At 67.9% G+C, this 16,180-nt stretch carries 17 protein-coding genes; 7 read left to right on the top strand and 10 right to left on the bottom strand.

The window, feature by feature from the left end:
- Positions 1-367 precede the first annotated feature (367 nt).
- A complete protein-coding gene (locus tag FJU31_RS07630) occupies positions 368-1,264 on the top strand; it encodes a LysR family transcriptional regulator (RefSeq protein ID WP_150454214.1) in 897 nt (298 codons plus the stop codon).
- Positions 1,265-1,329: 65 nt separating this feature from the next.
- On the opposite strand, the gene FJU31_RS07625 is transcribed toward FJU31_RS07630, so the two are convergent.
- The 4 genes from FJU31_RS07625 to FJU31_RS07610 form a co-directional block, all read right to left on the bottom strand.
- Positions 1,330-2,313 carry an aldo/keto reductase gene (locus FJU31_RS07625; protein ID WP_150454213.1) on the bottom strand — a complete coding sequence of 328 codons (984 nt, stop codon included), beginning with the start codon at positions 2,311-2,313 and terminating at the stop codon, positions 1,330-1,332.
- A gap of 111 nt (positions 2,314-2,424) precedes the next feature.
- On the bottom strand, positions 2,425-3,099 hold the full coding sequence (locus FJU31_RS07620) for a hypothetical protein (protein ID WP_150454212.1): 675 nt from the start codon (positions 3,097-3,099) through the stop codon (positions 2,425-2,427).
- 72 nt (positions 3,100-3,171) lie between these two features.
- Entirely contained in the window at positions 3,172-4,323 is a 1,152-nt protein-coding gene (locus tag FJU31_RS07615; RefSeq protein WP_116864779.1) for a PilT/PilU family type 4a pilus ATPase, read from the bottom strand.
- A gap of 96 nt (positions 4,324-4,419) precedes the next feature.
- Positions 4,420-5,457, bottom strand: coding sequence for a type IV pilus twitching motility protein PilT (locus FJU31_RS07610; RefSeq protein WP_004147099.1), 1,038 nt, complete (start codon positions 5,455-5,457; stop codon positions 4,420-4,422).
- 87 nt (positions 5,458-5,544) lie between these two features.
- Between FJU31_RS07610 and FJU31_RS07605 the strand changes: the two genes are divergently transcribed.
- Positions 5,545-6,222, top strand: a complete 678-nt coding sequence (locus FJU31_RS07605) for a YggS family pyridoxal phosphate-dependent enzyme (protein ID WP_150454211.1) — start codon at positions 5,545-5,547, stop codon at positions 6,220-6,222.
- Between the two features lie 15 nt (positions 6,223-6,237).
- Complete coding sequence (proC, locus tag FJU31_RS07600; protein WP_150454210.1) at positions 6,238-7,059, top strand: pyrroline-5-carboxylate reductase; 822 nt, start codon at positions 6,238-6,240, stop codon at positions 7,057-7,059.
- A 123-nt stretch (positions 7,060-7,182) separates the two neighbouring features.
- Here the strand turns inward: proC and FJU31_RS07595 are convergent, their stop codons facing one another.
- Positions 7,183-8,055, bottom strand: coding sequence for a LysR family transcriptional regulator (locus FJU31_RS07595; RefSeq protein ID WP_150454209.1), 873 nt, complete (start codon positions 8,053-8,055; stop codon positions 7,183-7,185).
- Between the two features lie 96 nt (positions 8,056-8,151).
- Between FJU31_RS07595 and FJU31_RS07590 the strand changes: the two genes are divergently transcribed.
- Positions 8,152-8,754, top strand: a complete 603-nt coding sequence (locus tag FJU31_RS07590) for a short chain dehydrogenase (protein ID WP_150454208.1) — start codon at positions 8,152-8,154, stop codon at positions 8,752-8,754.
- A gap of 46 nt (positions 8,755-8,800) precedes the next feature.
- Here the strand turns inward: FJU31_RS07590 and soxR are convergent, their stop codons facing one another.
- Positions 8,801-9,235: a redox-sensitive transcriptional activator SoxR gene (gene soxR, locus FJU31_RS07585; RefSeq protein WP_150454207.1), complete on the bottom strand. Its 435-nt coding sequence runs from the start codon at positions 9,233-9,235 to the stop codon at positions 8,801-8,803.
- Between the two features lie 29 nt (positions 9,236-9,264).
- Here soxR and FJU31_RS07580 point away from each other — a divergent pair, with 29 nt between their 5' ends.
- Positions 9,265-10,686, top strand: a complete 1,422-nt coding sequence (locus FJU31_RS07580; protein ID WP_150454206.1) for an MFS transporter — start codon at positions 9,265-9,267, stop codon at positions 10,684-10,686.
- 54 nt (positions 10,687-10,740) lie between these two features.
- Here FJU31_RS07580 and FJU31_RS07575 read toward each other — a convergent pair whose 3' ends face one another.
- Complete coding sequence (locus FJU31_RS07575) at positions 10,741-12,759, bottom strand: esterase/lipase family protein (RefSeq protein WP_150454205.1); 2,019 nt, start codon at positions 12,757-12,759, stop codon at positions 10,741-10,743.
- On the bottom strand, positions 12,756-13,733 hold the full coding sequence (locus FJU31_RS07570; RefSeq protein ID WP_150454308.1) for an Lnb N-terminal periplasmic domain-containing protein: 978 nt from the start codon (positions 13,731-13,733) through the stop codon (positions 12,756-12,758). The genes FJU31_RS07575 and FJU31_RS07570 overlap by 4 nt, the downstream gene beginning before the upstream one ends.
- Before the next feature lie 173 nt (positions 13,734-13,906).
- Between FJU31_RS07570 and FJU31_RS07565 the strand changes: the two genes are divergently transcribed.
- Positions 13,907-14,311: a GFA family protein gene (locus tag FJU31_RS07565; protein WP_150454204.1), complete on the top strand. Its 405-nt coding sequence runs from the start codon at positions 13,907-13,909 to the stop codon at positions 14,309-14,311.
- Here FJU31_RS07565 and FJU31_RS19290 read toward each other — a convergent pair.
- Entirely contained in the window at positions 14,308-14,481 is a 174-nt protein-coding gene (locus FJU31_RS19290; protein ID WP_164073627.1) for a hypothetical protein, read from the bottom strand. The genes FJU31_RS07565 and FJU31_RS19290 overlap by 4 nt on opposite strands.
- An 87-nt stretch (positions 14,482-14,568) precedes the next feature.
- On the opposite strand from FJU31_RS19290, the gene FJU31_RS07560 reads away from it, so the two are divergent.
- Positions 14,569-14,757: a hypothetical protein gene (locus tag FJU31_RS07560; RefSeq protein ID WP_150454203.1), complete on the top strand. Its 189-nt coding sequence runs from the start codon at positions 14,569-14,571 to the stop codon at positions 14,755-14,757.
- A 749-nt stretch (positions 14,758-15,506) separates the two neighbouring features.
- Here the strand turns inward: FJU31_RS07560 and smqnr are convergent.
- The gene (smqnr, locus tag FJU31_RS07555; RefSeq protein ID WP_150454202.1) at positions 15,507-16,154 is read right to left on the bottom strand and encodes a SmQnr family pentapeptide repeat protein; all 648 of its coding nucleotides are present in this window, start codon (positions 16,152-16,154) and stop codon (positions 15,507-15,509) included.
- Positions 16,155-16,180: the final 26 nt, after the last annotated feature.

Genomic DNA, 16,180 nt, shown 5'->3' with positions numbered 1-16,180 from the left:
GGCTTTTTGCCCTTGTGGGGGGGGGGGGGGGGGGGGGGGCCCCGTGCCGGGCCTTGCAAGCTCGGTCGCCGCATCCATGCGGCTCACGCCCCTGCACGGCCCACCCGCCCTGCCCCGGACAATTTCCGTGCTCGTCCAGCCACGTAAGAGAAAAAAGAAGAGCAAGAGCAGAAGCCTGTCGCTTCGCTCGTTGGAGCGGTGGACCAGCGCTGGGCGTTGAAGTGGTGGGCGATCAGGGCGTTGGCGTGGCCATGGCCTAGGTCTTGTTCACTGTTCAGGTAGCTGACCAGTTCCCACAGAAAGCCAGCCTTTGACATTGACGTTGCTTCGGCAGGTGCCGGGTGCAGCCCGGCCGTATCATCCCCTCATGCCCCGCGAAAACCTCAACGACCTGCAGGCCTTCGTCCACGTTGCCCGCCAGGGCAGCTTCACCAAGGCCGCCGCCCAGCTCGGCGTCTCCCAGTCCGCCCTCAGCCACGCCATGCGCGGCTTGGAAGAACGCCTCGGCGTACGCCTGCTCACCCGCACCACCCGCAGCGTGTCCACCACCGAAGCCGGCGCCCGCCTGCTCGATACCCTCGCCCCGCGCCTGGCCGAGATCGAGAACGAACTGGCCGCGCTGGCCGAGTACCGCGAGCGCCCCGCCGGCACCATCCGCATCAACGCCACCGGCCACGCCGCCGAATACCTCGCCTGGCCACGGCTGGCACCGCTGCTGCAGAAGTACCCCGATCTGAACGTCGAACTGACCGCCGACTATGCACTGGCCGACATCGTCGCCGAGCGCTATGACATCGGCATCCGCCTCGGCGAACGGCTGGCCCGCGATATGGTGGCGGTGCCAATCAGCCCGCCGCTGCGCATGCGCGTGGTCGGTGCGCCCAGCTACTTCCGCCAGCACACCGCGCCGCGCCATCCGCAGGAGCTGGCGGTGCACAACTGCATCACCCTGCGCCTGCCCACCCACGGTGGGCTGATGCCCTGGGATTTCGGCCAGGACGGCAATGAACTGAGCGTGCGCGTCAGCGGCCAGTGGACCTTCAACACCATGGGCATGACACGCGAGGCCGCACTGGCCGGCAGCGGCCTGGCCTGGCTGCCCGAGGACCAGGTGCTGGCCCTGCTTGAACAGGGCCGCCTGCAGTCGGTGCTGGATGACTGGTGCCCGGCCTTCGACGGCTACTACGCCTATTACCCGTCGCGCCGCCATGTGAGCGTGGCCATGCGTACGGTGCTGGATGCGCTGCGCGGGCCGATGGGGTGAACAAAAGAAGTGCGGACCAACGGTCCGCACCCACCACCAACGGCCCGCACCCACCAAAGCTCAGATCAGCCCTTGGCCTGGGCCGCGCGCTGCGCGTTGTAGCGCTCGCCGACGATCGACACTTCTTCCAGTACCTGGGCGATGCGCTGCAGCTCGTCCGCGGACAGCACCAGCTCGGTCGCGGCCAGGTTTTCTTCCAGGCGATGGACCTTGGTGGTGCCCAGAATCGGCACGATCCACGGCGCCTGTGCCAGCAGCCAGGCCAGTGCCACCTGCGCCGGGGTGGCGCCACGGGCTGCGGCAATCGTGCCGATGCGATCCACCAGCGCCTGGTTGGCGCGGCGGGCCTCCACTTCGAAACGCGGCACGCTGTTACGGAAATCGTTGTCGCTGAAGGTGGTATCGGCGGTGATGGTGCCGGTCAGGAAGCCACGGCCGAGCGGACTGAACGGCACGAAGCCGATGCCCAGTTCCTGCAGGGTCGGCAGCAGTTCGCGCTCTGGCTCGCGCCACCACAGCGAGTACTCGCTCTGTACCGCGGCCACCGGCTGCACCGCATGCGCGCGGCGCACCGTCGCGGCACTGGCCTCGGACAGGCCGAAGTGGCCGACCTTGCCTTCGGCGATCAGGTCGCGCACGGTGCCGGCCACGTCCTCGATCGGCACGTTCGGGTCCACGCGGTGCTGGTAGAACAGATCGATGTGGTCGGTGCGCAGGCGCTTGAGGCTGGCCTCGGCCACCGCACGGATGTTTTCCGGGCGGCTGTCCAGGCCGGTATCCGTGCGGGCGTCCTTGAAGCCGAACTTGGTGGCGATCACCAGCGTGTCGCGGTACGGCGCCAGTGCCTCGCCCACCAGTGCTTCGTTGGTGTACGGGCCGTAGACCTCGGCGGTATCGAAGAAGGTCACGCCGCGCTCGACGGCGGCATGCAGCAGGGCGATGCCCTGACCGTGCTCGACCGGCGGGCCATAGCTGTGGCTCAGGCCCATGCAGCCCAGGCCAAGGGCGGAAACCTTCAGGCCACTGCGGCCGAGTTCACGTGTCTGCATCGTCAAGCTCCAGGGGGGGAACGACGACGATACGCCCCTCCCCCCGCTGGATTGAACGACCTGGATGGCAGTCGGTCATGACTGGATTTCATCAATCCACCCTCGTACCGGTCACTCCATGGCCTGCAGGGCGTCGGTGCATCCGGCCAGTTCGGCCATCATCCTGCCGGCGGTGCGGAACGTCACATCCTGCGGCACCCACCGCGCGAACCAGCGCTGCTCACCGTCCACCACGGACTCGAACGTCCACGTTGAACCATCCAGCCCCGCGCTCGAATCTTCGCCCTGCAGGCGCGCGAACGCGGCGGTGACGGTCTTCCATTCCTGCGCACTCAACGCGCGTGGCGGAGGGCACGTCCAACCGTTGATGATGCTGGAGGGGTGTCCGGGCGAGGATCCGGGAATCTCCCACGCGCGCGCACTGCGGCCGACAATCCACGCCTGGCCGGCGGCGTTGCGCTGCGCACGTATCACCACGCCCGGGAAGAAGGAGGGCGTCCAGACGAAACGATAGGCCTGGACCGGAACGCGGCCACAGCGGAAGGATGGCTCAGGCAGGCCCGGCAGATCCCGCAGATGGACAGCGTAGGACGCTCTCGCAAAGCCGGTGAAATCATGGAACGGCAGCGGGTCGCGGCTTTGCGCCTGTGAAGGCGGAGGCAGCAGGTACCAGGCGTGCGCCAGCGGATCGCCGCAGCTTTCGGCCGCGGCTGGCGCGGCGGGCCCGGACGTGCGGGCACACCCTGCCTGCAGCACCACGATTGCCAGCACCACGCTCGTCGTCACACGCATGCAGGCCTCCCTGGCCGGTTCATGGCGGTCATCCCGAAGCAGAGGGCGCCCGCAGGCGCCCAGTGGTCAACGGACCTCGGAAATCTCCACGCCATCCAAACCCTGCGACAGGGTGCGCGCATCGCCGCCTTGGCTGAGCTTGATGCGCAGGCGCACTTCGTTCTGCGAATCGGCGTAACGCAGCGCGTCCTCGTAGCTGATCTCGCCGGCCTGGTACAGCTCGAACAGGCTCTGGTCGAAGGTCTTCATGCCCAGCTCGACCGATTCCTTCATCAGCTCCTTGAGCTTGTGGATCTCGCCGTCGCGGATGTAGTCCTGCACGAGCGGCGTGCCCAGCAGGATCTCCATCGCGACCTTGCGCGAACGGCCATCGGGCGAAGGAACGAGCTGCTGCGCGACCACGCCCTTGAGGTTCAGCGACAGATCCATCAGCAGCTGGTTGCGGCGGTCTTCCGGGAAGAAGTTGATGATGCGGTCCATCGCCTGGTTGGCGTTGTTGGCATGCAGGGTGCACAGCACCAGGTGGCCGGTTTCGGCGAAGGCGATGGCGTGGTCCATGCCCTCGCGGGTACGCACCTCGCCGATCATGATCACGTCCGGCGCCTGGCGCAGGGTGTTCTTCAGGGCCGCTTCCCAGCTGTCGGTATCGATGCCGACTTCGCGCTGGGTGATGATGCAGCCCTCGTGCTTGTGCACGAACTCGATCGGGTCTTCGATGGTGATGATGTGGCCGGTCGAGTTCTGGTTGCGGTAACCGATCATCGCCGCCAGCGAGGTCGACTTGCCGGTGCCGGTGGCGCCAACGAAGAGGATGATGCCGCGCTTGGTCATCGCCAGCGTCTTGATGATCGGCGGCAGGCTCAGTTCTTCCACGGTCGGGATGCGCGTTTCGATACGACGCAGCACCATGCCGACCTGGTTGCGCTGGTAGAAGCAGCTCACGCGGAAACGACCGACACCGGACAGGCCGATGGCGAAGTTGCACTCGTGGGTCTTCTCGAATTCCTCGCGCTGCGCCGGGGTCATCACGTTGAGGACCAGGTCGCGGCTCTGCTGCGGGGTCAGCGGGGTCTGCGTGATCGGCGAGATCTTGCCGTTGACCTTGATCGCCGGCGGCATGCCCGCGGTGATGAACAGGTCCGAGGCGCGCTGGTGCGCCATCAGCTTGAGGAACGAGGTGAAATCGATGGTGCTGGCGGTACTGGCGGTGCTGTTCATGGCGGGCTCCCAATGGGCGTTTGCCAGAGATCGGTCGGTGGACAGGACATCGCGGGACGGCGGCATGCATGCGCACCGCCCCACCGTTGCCTCGCCTTACTCGAACAGACGCTTGTCCTTGGCGTACTCGCGGGCCTGGTTGCGGGTGATCAGGCTGCGCTTGACCAGGTCCTGCAGGTGCTGGTCCAGGGTCATCATTCCGTACTGCTGGCCGGTCTGGATGGCCGAGTACATCTGCGCGACCTTGTCTTCGCGGATCAGGTTGCGGATGGCCGGTGTGCCGACCATGATTTCCCACGCCGCGGTACGGCCGCCGCCGACCTTCTTCAGCAGCGCCTGCGAAATGACCGCGCGCAGCGATTCGGACAGCATCGAGCGCACCATCGGCTTTTCGCCGGCCGGGAACACGTCGATGATGCGGTCGATGGTCTTGGCCGCCGAGCTGGTGTGCAGGGTGCCGAACACCAGGTGGCCGGTTTCCGCAGCGGTCAGCGCCAGGCGGATGGTTTCCAGGTCGCGGAGTTCGCCCACCAGGATGATGTCCGGATCCTCACGCAGTGCCGAACGCAATGCTTCGTTGAAGCCATGCGTATCGCGGTGCACTTCGCGCTGGTTGATCAGGCACTTCTGCGAGGTATGCACGAATTCGATCGGATCCTCGACGGTGAGGATGTGGCCGTATTCGTTCTTGTTGATGTAGTCGATCATCGCTGCCAGCGTGGTCGACTTGCCCGATCCGGTCGGCCCGGTCACCAGGATCAGGCCCTGCGGCTGCTGGATCACCTCGCGGAACAGCGGCGGGCAGGCCAGGTCCTCCAGGGTGAGCACCTCGGAGGGAATGGTACGGAACACCGCACCGGCGCCGCGGTTCTGGTTGAAGGCGTTGACACGGAAGCGCGCCAGCGACGGAATCTCGAAGGAGAAGTCGACTTCGAGGAATTCCTCGTAATCGCGCCGCTGCTTGTCGGACATGATGTCGTACACCAGCGCATGGACCTGTTTGTGGTCCAGGGCCGGGATGTTGATCCGGCGAACATCGCCGTCCACGCGGATCATCGGCGGCAGGCCTGCAGACAGGTGCAGGTCGGACGCTTTGTTCTTTACGGAAAACGCCAACAGCTCGGCGATATCCATGAGCGGCTACTCCCCAATAACGGCTTCGACTGGAAGGATCTTTCCCCTGGCGGCAGTATAGCCTCCTGTCACACTGGAACGCGTTACGTGGCCACTGCCCTGCCCGAGATCCTGAGCAACCTGCACAACGCCGCCGAGGCTGCCGGGCGGCCACCGCCGCGCCTGCTGGCGGTTTCCAAGACCCAGCCGGCCGAGGCCGTGGCAGCCTTGGCCGCGCAGGGCCAGCGCGCCTTCGGCGAGAACTACGTGCAGGAAGCCCTGGCCAAGATGCAGGCACTGCAGGCGCTGGGGCTGGAATGGCACCTGATCGGCCACCTGCAGTCGAACAAGGCCGAGGCCGTGGCCAGCCACTTCGACTGGGTGCAGAGCGTGGACCGGCCCAAGCTGGTGGCGGCCCTGGCCCGCCACCGCCCGGCCGGGCGCGCGCCGCTGAACGTGCTCATCCAGGTCAACATCGACGATGAATCCAGCAAGCACGGCTGTGCGCCGCAGGACGTGAACGCACTGGCCGAGGCCATCGGCGCCGAATCCACGCTGTGCCTGCGCGGGCTGATGGCCATTCCCGCGCCGTGGCCGGAAGCCGAGCGCCGTCGCGATGCCTTCGTGCGCATGCGCGCACTTTTTGACTCGCTGGCCGCGCGCCATCCGCAGGCGGACACCCTGTCGATGGGCATGAGCGGCGACTACGCCGAAGCCATCGCCGAAGGTGCCACCCTGGTGCGCATCGGCACCGCCCTGTTCGGTGCGCGTCCGCGCCCGGCCTGAACCAAGGAATTCTGCATGACAGTTGAATCGATCACCTTCATCGGCGGCGGCAACATGGCCCGCAGCCTCATTGCCGGGCTGGTCCGCCAGGGCGTGCCGGCGACGCAGATCCACGTGGCCGAGCCGGTGGCCGCGCTGCGCGAGGCGCTGGCCGCCGATTTCGGCGTGCAGACCCACGACAACGCCGCCGAGGCCGCCGCCCAGGGCCAGACCTGGCTGCTGGCGGTGAAGCCGCAGGTGCTGCGCGAGGTCTGCCAATCGCTGCAGGCACTGGCGCAGGCGCAGGCGCCGCTGGTGGTATCGATCGCGGCGGGCATCACCAGCGCACAGCTGCAACGCTGGCTGGGCGATGCGTTGCCGGTGGTGCGCGCGATGCCCAACACCCCTGCCCTGCTCGGCGCTGGGGTAACCGGCCTGTACGCCACGCCCGCCGTGGATGCGCAGCAGCATGCGCAGGCCGAACGCGTGCTGGCCAGCGCCGGGCGCACGGTGTGGATCGAGGACGAAGCGCTGATGGATTCGGTCACGGCCGTGTCCGGCAGCGGCCCGGCCTATGTGTTCCTGCTGGCCGAAGCGATGGAAGCGGCCGGCATTGCTCAGGGCCTGCCGGCCGACGCCGCGCGTGCGCTGGTGGTGCAGACCCTGCTGGGCGCATCGCGGATGCTGGATGAAACCGGCGAAAGCCCGGCCGAGCTGCGGCGCCGGGTGACCTCGCCCAACGGCACCACCCAGGCGGCGATCGAGAGCTTCCAGGCCGATGGTTTCGAGGCGCTGGTGGCCAAGGCGCTGCAGGCGGCGCAGCAGCGTGGGCGGGCGTTGTCGGCGGCCAATGATTGATGTGTTGGGGTCGGATCCCTTTGCCACCGCTAAGGGATCCGACCCCGATGGTTGTTACGCATGGCGTCGATCTACTACCAACGGCATCGACGCAAGGCCTCGCAATCGACGCATGGCATCGATCTACCCCACGTGTTGCAGCACGTACTCCACGAAGCACTGCAGCCGCGGGCGCGGCCTCCGGTCCGGCAGGTAGATCAGGTGCATCGGCCGCGGCTCCGGCACGTACCCGCGCAGCAGCGGCTTCAGGCGCCCGGCCGCGATATCCGCCGCCAGCAGCGCCGTCGGCTGCAGGATCAATCCGGCACCGGCCACCGCCGCCTCACGCAGCGCGTAGCCATCGTTGCTGGTCAACCGTGCATCCCAATCGACCTGCTCGCCATTGGCCAGCTGCCAGCCATGGCCACCGCGCCAGGCCAGATGGCTCAGGCAGTCATGTCCGGCCAGGTCTGCCGGCGTCCGTGGCGTGCCGCGCCGGCGCAGGTAGGCCGGCGATGCGCACAGGCTCATCGCATATGGCGGCAGCGGGCGCGCCACCAGTTCCTGCGAGGGCAGCGGCCCGACCCGGATCGCCGCATCGAAACCATCCTCGATCAGGTCCACGCGGCGGTTGCTGAGGTCCAGTTCGATATCCAGCAGCGGCTGCGCGCGTAGCAGGCCCGACAGCAACGGCGCCAGCACGCAGCTGCCCCAGGTGGTGGGCGCGCTGATCCGCAGCAGGCCCTGCGGCTGCCGCTGCAGTCCGGCGACATCGGCCTCGGCCTGCTGCACCTGTTCCAGCACCTGCCTGCAGCCGGCCAGGTAGGCCGCGCCCGCTTCGGTCAGCCGCTGATGGCGGGTGTTCCGCTGCAGCAGCGAGGTGCCCAGGTGCGCTTCCAGCTGCTGGATGTATTTGCCGACCATCACCGCCGACACCTGCAGCTGCACGGCGGCCGCCGCGAAGCTGCCGTGTTCGGCCACGACCGCGAAGGCCTGCATGCAGCGCAAGGTATCCATTGCTAACTCTTGGTTATGAATCTGCGAATCATACGCCGCTTACCAAACCCGCATCCGGCGGCGCAGACTGCAGCTCTTTCCCCTGAGGACGCCACGATGAAGATCCTGCTTGTCGGTGCCAGCGGCACCCTTGGCCAAGCGGTCGCCCGCCACCTTGGCCAGCATCACGAGATTCTTGCCGCTGGCCGCCGCAGCGGTGCGCTGCGCGTGGACCTGGCCGACGATGCCAGCGTCTCGGCCCTGTTCGCGCAGACCGGCCCGGTCGACGCGGTGATCTCGACCACCGGCAACGTGCATTTCGGCCCGCTGCAGACGATGACCGCGGCGCAGTTCAACAGCGGCCTGCAGGACAAGCTGCTCGGCCAGGTGCGGTTGGCGCTGGCAGCGCAGCATCACCTGACCCCAGGCGGCTCGATCACCCTCACCACCGGCATCATCAGCGCGCAGCCGATCCGCGACGGTGTCAACGCCACCGCGGTGAACCAGGCGCTGGAAGGCTTCGTGCGCGCCGCCGCACTGGAACTGCTGCCGCGCGGTCTGCGCATCAACGCGGTCAGCCCGAACGTACTGGCCGAATCACTGGCGTCCTACGGTCCCTACTTCCCCGGCTTCGAAGCCGTACCCGCGCAGCGCGCGGCACTGGCCTTCCAGCGTGCCGTGGAAGGCATCCAGAGCGGCGAGACCCTCACCGTCTGGTAACTGCTGCAACCGACGCCGGGCATGGCCCGGCGCTACCGGGAGCGACTCAGCCCCAGCGCATGGGGCCGTCCCCGCGCTCGCCGAGCACGTCGTCAGGGTTGGCCAGGCGGCAGCGCTTCAGCGACAGGCAGCCGCAGCCGATGCAGCCGGTCAGTTCATCGCGCAGCCGCTGCAGCATGTGGATGCGCTCTTCCAGTTCCTGCTGCCAGCGCGCGGACAGCCGCGCCCAGTCAGCCTTGGTCGGTGCGCGGCCCTGCGGCAGGGTCTCGAATGCGCGGGCCACCGCTTCCAGTGGCATGCCCACGCGCTGTGCAACGCGGATCACCGCGAGGCGGCGCAGCACGTCGCGCGCATAGCGCCGCTGGTTGCCCGCCGTGCGCAGGCTGCTGATCAGGCCCTTGCGCTCGTAGAAGTGCAGCGCCGATACCGCGACGCCGCTGCGACGGGCCACGTCGCCCACGCTCAGTTCCTGTTCCTGCATCGCTTGACCTCAACCATGGTTCAGGTGTCATGCTGCGTTCTTCGCCGCCGGATGACAAGCGCGGCCCGAGCATCTTCCCCCGCATGAACACCCCCACCGCAGCACCATCGACGGCGACGTCGGCTCTCGATTCCATCCTCTCGCCGGCCCACCGCAGCACCACCATCGGCATGGTCGTACTGGTCGCCCTGCTCGCCTTCGAAGCGCTGGCCGTGGCCGCGGCGATGCCCACCGTGGCCGAGGCACTGGATGGCCTGCGCCTGTACGCGCTGGCTTTCGGCGGCACCTTGGCCACCAGCGTGGTCGGCATGACCGTGGCCGGGCGCTGGACCGACCGCAGCGGCCCTGCGCGACCGCTGTGGTGGGGCCTTGCGTGCTTCGTGCTGGGTCTGCTGCTGGCCGGCCTGGCCACGCGCATGGGCACCTTGGTCGCAGGGCGCCTGCTGCAGGGTCTGGGCAGCGGCGCGATCTCGGTGGCGCTGTACGTGATGGTCGGCCGCAACTACCCCGAGGCCCTGCGGCCGAAGGTCTTCGCTGCGTTCTCGGCCGGATGGGTGGTGCCGTCGATGGTGGGGCCGGCGCTGAGCGGCCTGATCGTGCAGCACCTGGGCTGGCGCTGGGTATTCCTGATCGTGCCGTTGCTGGCGATCCCGGCGGCGTTGATGCTGCGCCCGGCGCTGGCGCGGCAGGCGCCGGTTGAAGCCGGCGATGAGGCCAACAGCGGCGATGTCGTGCGCTGGGCCATCGGTGCGTCGCTGGCCGCGCTGCTGTTGTATATCGGCGGCCAGCAGCAGGGCGTGCTGGCGCTGGCCTGCATGGGCATGGCGGTGGTCGGCCTGGTGCTGTGCGGGCACCACCTGCTGCCGCAGGGCACGCTGCGCCTGCGCCGCGGCCTGCCCAGCGTGATCGCGTTGCGTGGTGTGGCCGCCGCGGCGTTCTTCGCCTGCGAGGCCTACCTGCCACTGCTGCTGCAGCGCGAGCGCGGGCTGTCGCCGAGCTGGGCCGGCGCCGTGCTCAGCCTGGGCGCACTGGGTTGGTTCAGTGGCTCGTGGCTGCAGGGCCACCAGCAGCGCGGCTGGTCGCGGCAGCAGCTGCTGCGCGTGGGCACGGTGCTGATGACCATCGGCATCACCGCCACCCTGGCGGTGCTGTTCAACGCGGTGCCGCTGCCCGTGGCGCTGCTCGGCTGGACCATCACCGGTTTCGGCATGGGCATGATCTACGCCAGCCTGTCGGTGCTCACGCTGTCGCTGTCCGCGCCGCGGGAACAGGGCCGCAACAGTTCAGCACTGCAGTTGAGCGAGGCGCTGTGCGTGGCTACCGCACTGGCGTTGTCGGGTGCGTTGTTCGCGCTGTTCGTCGAGCAGGCGCCGCACACCGGTTACGTGCTGTGCCTGGCGATCACGGTGGGCCTGGCCGTGCTGGGCGCGGTGGTGGCGCGGCGGGTGTAATGGTCGTCTGGGGCCAGATCCGTTTTCGCAGAAAACGGCTCCGACCCCAGCGTGTCACGGCCGGGGACCGGTCCCCATCTCGTCGATGTCTCGGTGCAGGATGCGCCTCACTTCCAGCACCGCCTGGGGGCTTTCCTGCACGCTGTGCCCGGAGATGATCACTTTCTCCGACTGCGCGCCCGGCAGGTGCGCGCTCCAGTACGGCACCAGCCCATCGTCGGATTTCTCCAGCGGCAGCTCCGGTCTGCGCTGCGCGATGATCGAGTGGTACTTCAGGCCCGGCTCGATCGGCAGCTGCGCGGCGGCCTTCACGAACGGATCGCTGGCCTTGAGGTTGTCGATGCTGTTGGGGATCTTCGGCTTGGCGGTGCCATCGACCTGCTGCTCGGCCTGCGCCAGAGCCAGGAACACATCCTCGAACTTGCCCAGGATGGTCAGCGGCAGGCGCACCAGCCGGCCGATCAGGCGGCCGACCTTGTTGCCGGCGATGTCGGTGCCTTGGTGCGGGGCGGCGATGAAGATCGCGCGCTCCACGTTCGGCTGCGCCTTGAAGTGCAGCAGCGGCCCCAGCTTGCCCTGCACGCGCTTCAGGCGTTCGCCCTTCAGGTCGTAGTTGGCCAGCAGGTCGTTCCACAGCACATCACCGGAATCGCTGACCAGCAGCCGCGCCAGCACGCCGCCCATGCTGTGGCCGATGTAGACCATGTCCTTCGACGCGCGCGCGTTCCCGCTGGGGTCGAAGTGCTGCAACGTGTCGTTGAAGGCGTTGGCGATCTCGTAGCGGTTCAAGGCGATGGGCGCGTTGGTCGGGTAATAGACCTGCCAGACCTGGAACTGCCGGCGCAGCTCAGGGTCGCCCATGATCTCGTTGGCCAGGTTCACCCAGGCCTCCGGGCTGCTGGCCAGGCCGTGCAACATGAAGATGATGCGGCGGTTAGGATCCCACGGCTGCATCAGGTAGATGTGCGGCTCGCCGATGCCCTCGCTCAGCCCAAACAGCGTGCGCAGCGACTGCGTAGCGAAGCCGCTCTGTGCCAGCCACAGTCCGTAGGCCGCGGTGAAGTTGCCGGCCAGCGGCACCTGTTCGCCATGCAGGGTGATGCGCTCGGTGGCTTCCGGCGAATACGCATCCAGCTCGACCCGCCGCGTGCGCATCACATCCTCCAGGCTGTCGCCCTCGAAGCGCAGCAGCGCGGTGACATTGACCGAGGACATCTCGCTGAACTCGGGCACGCTGTCGTCATGCCGATGGCGGCGGCCGCGCGCGCCGTCATCGCCCTGCGTGGTCTCGGCCTTGGGGCCGTCGGCGGCCACCACCGGCACCACCAGTTTCGGCGGGTCCATCACCATCACCAGCTCGGCACCGAAACCATCGCGACGGTAGGTGCTGCGCAGGCCGACGAAGCTGACCGAACCGGCCGGCACAAGCTGCGAAGGAATGCTCTTCAGCGCCAGCTGCTCGTAGTTGGCGGCCAGCGTCCAGCTGCCGGCGGACATCGGCCGGGTGTAATCCTCGCCGGCCAGCGCCGCCGCCCGCGCACGCGCGAACAGCACCACGGCGGCCTTTTCCGCCGCGTAGTTGTAGTAATCGCGCACCTGCGTCCGCCGGTCCTCGAACGCACGGTCCGAGGGCGAGCGACCGCTGAAGAACAGGTAGGCATAGCCGTAGCGCGCGGCTTCCAGCCAGGCATCGAGTGCGGCATCGCTCATCGGCGGCTCGCCGGCGGCGTGCTTCTTCGGGGTCAGTGCAAGCGCAGCCTTCACCCACAGTTCGGACAGGGTCGACAGCCGCTGCTCAACATTCAGGTCATCGGTCATCAGCAGCGTGCTGCGGCAGAGCAGGAAGTCGTTCTCGCACTGCGATTCGTCCAGGCCCGCGGCACTGAGCGTCTCGCGCGAAGCCGGGCTGAGCTTGCCGGTGTTGAGCACGTCGGCGCGCTTGTTCACCAGCGAATCGCTGGACGCCACCTGCTTGACGGTAACCATGGCGCAGCCGCTGCCACCCAGCAGGACGAACGCAGCCAGCAGCGCCGGCAGCACGCGCTGCCAGCGGATCGGGAAATCGAGGGTCATTGCTGCGGGTCCTGCTCGGTGCCGGGAATGCCGCGGCGGATCACGGTGGAATAGTTCTCGCCCGCTGCCATGTGCAGCGCGCGCTCGGTGATGCGGCCCTTGGCGTGCAGCTCGGCATACGGCACCCCGGGCACCAGCGCCCCCACCTCCTGTGCGTACTCGGCCAGGTAGCCGGACAGCAGCAGGCGATAGTCCAGCGGCAGGCCGGGGGCGATATGCCGGGCCAGGTCGAAGACGATCGTGGTGCAGTTGCTGGTGGCCGTGTTGTAGAACGCCGGCGCAGCGTCCAGCTGCTTCGCCTCATCGAGATAAGCGGCAAACAGTGCTTTGAGCTGGCCGCGGTCCAGCCCATGCAGGCGGTACAGGTAGACGTCCTCGCCACGGGCATTGGTGCGCGTGCGCAGGATGTCGGTCTCTTCCGAGGCAACCAGGGTCATCTCGAAGCGGCGGAAGAAGCCCCCCAGCGCCGAAAACGATTCGCCCCGTTCCTTGCGGATTTCCAGCGAGAACACCAGGTGGCGGCCATCGTCGAAGCCAAACGACACCAGAGTGTGGGCAATGGCCGGGCCCATCCAGTACGACAGCACCAGATCGGCCGAACGCAGCTGGTCCAGGTCGTATTCGCGGCGCACCCAACGCGCGTCGTAGTCGGTTTCCGTGCGCCAGGTGAAGTCACGCACGTTGCCCAGCACCACGTGGCGGCCATCGAAGGATTCAACGTGCAGGCGCTGGGCCACGTCGTCGGCCCAGTCCCGGTCCTGACGCGGGGTCAGCAGCAGCCACCACAGACCCGCCAGCGCTACCGACGCCACGTAGAAGCCGGTCCAGCGCTTCGTGCGTCTCCCGCGCGCCACCGTCAACGCCGTCCACAGCGCCGCCAGCAGCCACAGCACGGCCACGCCCGCCGACAGCCAGCCCGGCCCAGGCAGCTGATAGGCGAACAAACCGGCCACCCATAGCGCCAGCAGCGCCATGGCAGATCCTGTCATCCAACGTCCTGCGGCTCTCACGGGCATCCTGTCGCGTATGGGGGGGCGGCATAGTTAGCCACAAGCCGGCTGACACTGGCATCACCGACCCATTCAGCAATGGGCGCGGGCCGCCCTGTCAGCGCATACTGGCCGGGTCACCACAGCGGGGAACAGCGATGGGAATCACCTCCGTAGCCGGCGTGGCCGTGCAGCCCCGGCACCGCGCCACCTGCCATTGCGGCGCGGTGGAGCTGCTGCTGGACCTGCCCGACGGCATCGTCGACCCGCGCCGCTGCGACTGCTCGATGTGCCGGCGCCGTGGCGCCATCGCCGCCAGCGTTACCCGCCAGGGGCTGCAGGTGGTGCGCGGCCAGGACCACCTGCGCCTCTACCAGTTCAACACCCACGTGGCCGAGCATTACTTCTGCGGTGTCTGCGGCATCTACACCCATCACCGGCGCCGCTCCAACCCGGACCAGTACGGCTACAACGTGGCCTGCCTGGAAGGCATCGATCCCTTCGCGCTGGGCATCATCCCGGTCAATGACGGGGTCAACCATCCCGCCGACCGCACGGCCTAGTGGCGCGTGCGGCGCGTGGCCGGGGCGACCTTCTGCCACGGTGCCATGCCGCTGCGCCCGGCCCGTGCGGGGCGCTTCAGCCACGGCCTGCGCGGTGGCAACGGCGGTTCGAGGGCCATCGGCGGCGGCAACGGACGGCGGCTGGGCCAGAGATGATCAAGCAGCCACATGGCGGATCTCCGTGGGGGGACGGGGATGACCGACTCTAGGCCTGCGGCGGCATGGACCGCGTGAGTCCCTGACGACACGACGATGACATGCCGGGCGACTCACGCGTGGACCGGCATGCGCTGTATGGGCTGCAGCACCAGCCCGACCCCGCTCACCAGTTCCGCCTGCTGGCCAGCGGCATCGCGCAGGGGCCGGACAACGCGCACCTTGCCCGGCACAGCGGCCTGTATGCGGTCACCGATATCTTCCGCATGGCGCGTGAGCTGCTGCCGTAGTCCAGGCCTGCGAAGAATGCACCGCCCGCCGCCACTCCCCAGATGAGGCGCGCTCTGCCTGCACAGAGCTGCAGCGCTCACACCCACGCTGCGGCGTGGATGGGCGGCGGGCGATGCGGGTTGGCGTACCGGAAGACTCTGGAGCGGACCGGCGGATCGGGATGATCCCCACGCATCACCCGCCACGGACCAGCGGGCCGCGCCGTCCGGAAGCCGTCCTCCCTGGACAGCTTCCGGACACGCGCCAGAGCTCTTTGTGGGACGCCAATCCCAGCCAGCCATTACGGCCGGCGAAGGGATGCTGACGGCGTGTGCCGACGCTGGCTGTAGGACTTACCCGCAGCCACCCCTCAGGAATGTGCGGATCGCCAACCCGACGCGCTGGAGCCCTTGTCCTGCAGTGCCCGCGCATCGGCGCCGCCACGCGTTGCGACCGGCATTTCAGGCACCACCGGTGCGGCAAAGACACGCCGCAGTGGCGATCACGACAGATGCTGCTGGGCGGCCATCGCCAGGAAGTGCTGCAGCACCGGCTGCGCAGACCAGGACCCGAGCGGTTCGCCCACCAGCATCGCTACGCCGGGTGGCGCACTCGGCTGGCGCTTGGCCGCGCCACGTGATGCAGATCGCGCTGACCTGCAGCTGCTCCCGCCAGCCGGTGCAGCGCCTTGGCATCAAGCACGTGGCCGACTGTGCACGCTTCAACGTATCGCACTACCGTGGGGCGCGCCAGTACTCGCGCCACGGCATTACGGCACCACGGTGATGCCGATGCGCTGCATCAGCAGTGCCACCTGCTGCACATCCAGCCGCGCCCCGCGCAGGTTGACCACGCGCAGGTCCAGGTCGCCCAGTTCCGAACCGGTCAGGTCGCAGTCGGTGAAGTTGGCACTGCTCCAGTCGATGCCCTCGAACTGCCCGGCCGACAGATCCGAGCCGGCGAAACTGGCGCCGCTGAGGTTGGCGCCATCCCAGCGGTTCTCCCACAGCTCGCACTTCTCCAGCGTCACCCGCGAGAAGTTGGCGTAGCGCAGGTTCGACTTCTTGATGAAGGCGCTGCAGAACCAGGTGCGCGTGGTGATCTGGTTCATGAAGCTGGCGTTGCTGAAATCCGCGCCCTGCGCACGGCACTCGCTGATTTCCAGGCCCAGGGCCTTGATGAAGTTGAAGTGGCACATGCTGATGTCGCAGCTGCGGAAGCTGGCTTCCTTCAGCGTGGCGCCATTGAAACGGCAACCGGTGCGGCTTTCGGCATCGTAGAAGCTGCAGTTTACGAATTCGGTGGCCGTGAGGTCCGCACCGGAAAAATCACATTCGTGGAACTGCTGGTCGACCACTTTCTGGCCGGTGTACTGGCCGCCGGCGATGCGCAGGCGGTGATGGACAGCGGGGGTCATGCGGTGGAATCCAATCGGGTTCGGTC

Origin of the sequence: Stenotrophomonas cyclobalanopsidis (assembly GCF_008710035.1) — a bacterium.
Taxonomy (GTDB): domain Bacteria; phylum Pseudomonadota; class Gammaproteobacteria; order Xanthomonadales; family Xanthomonadaceae; genus Stenotrophomonas; species Stenotrophomonas cyclobalanopsidis.
This window is presented reverse-complemented; position numbering and strand designations above follow the sequence as displayed.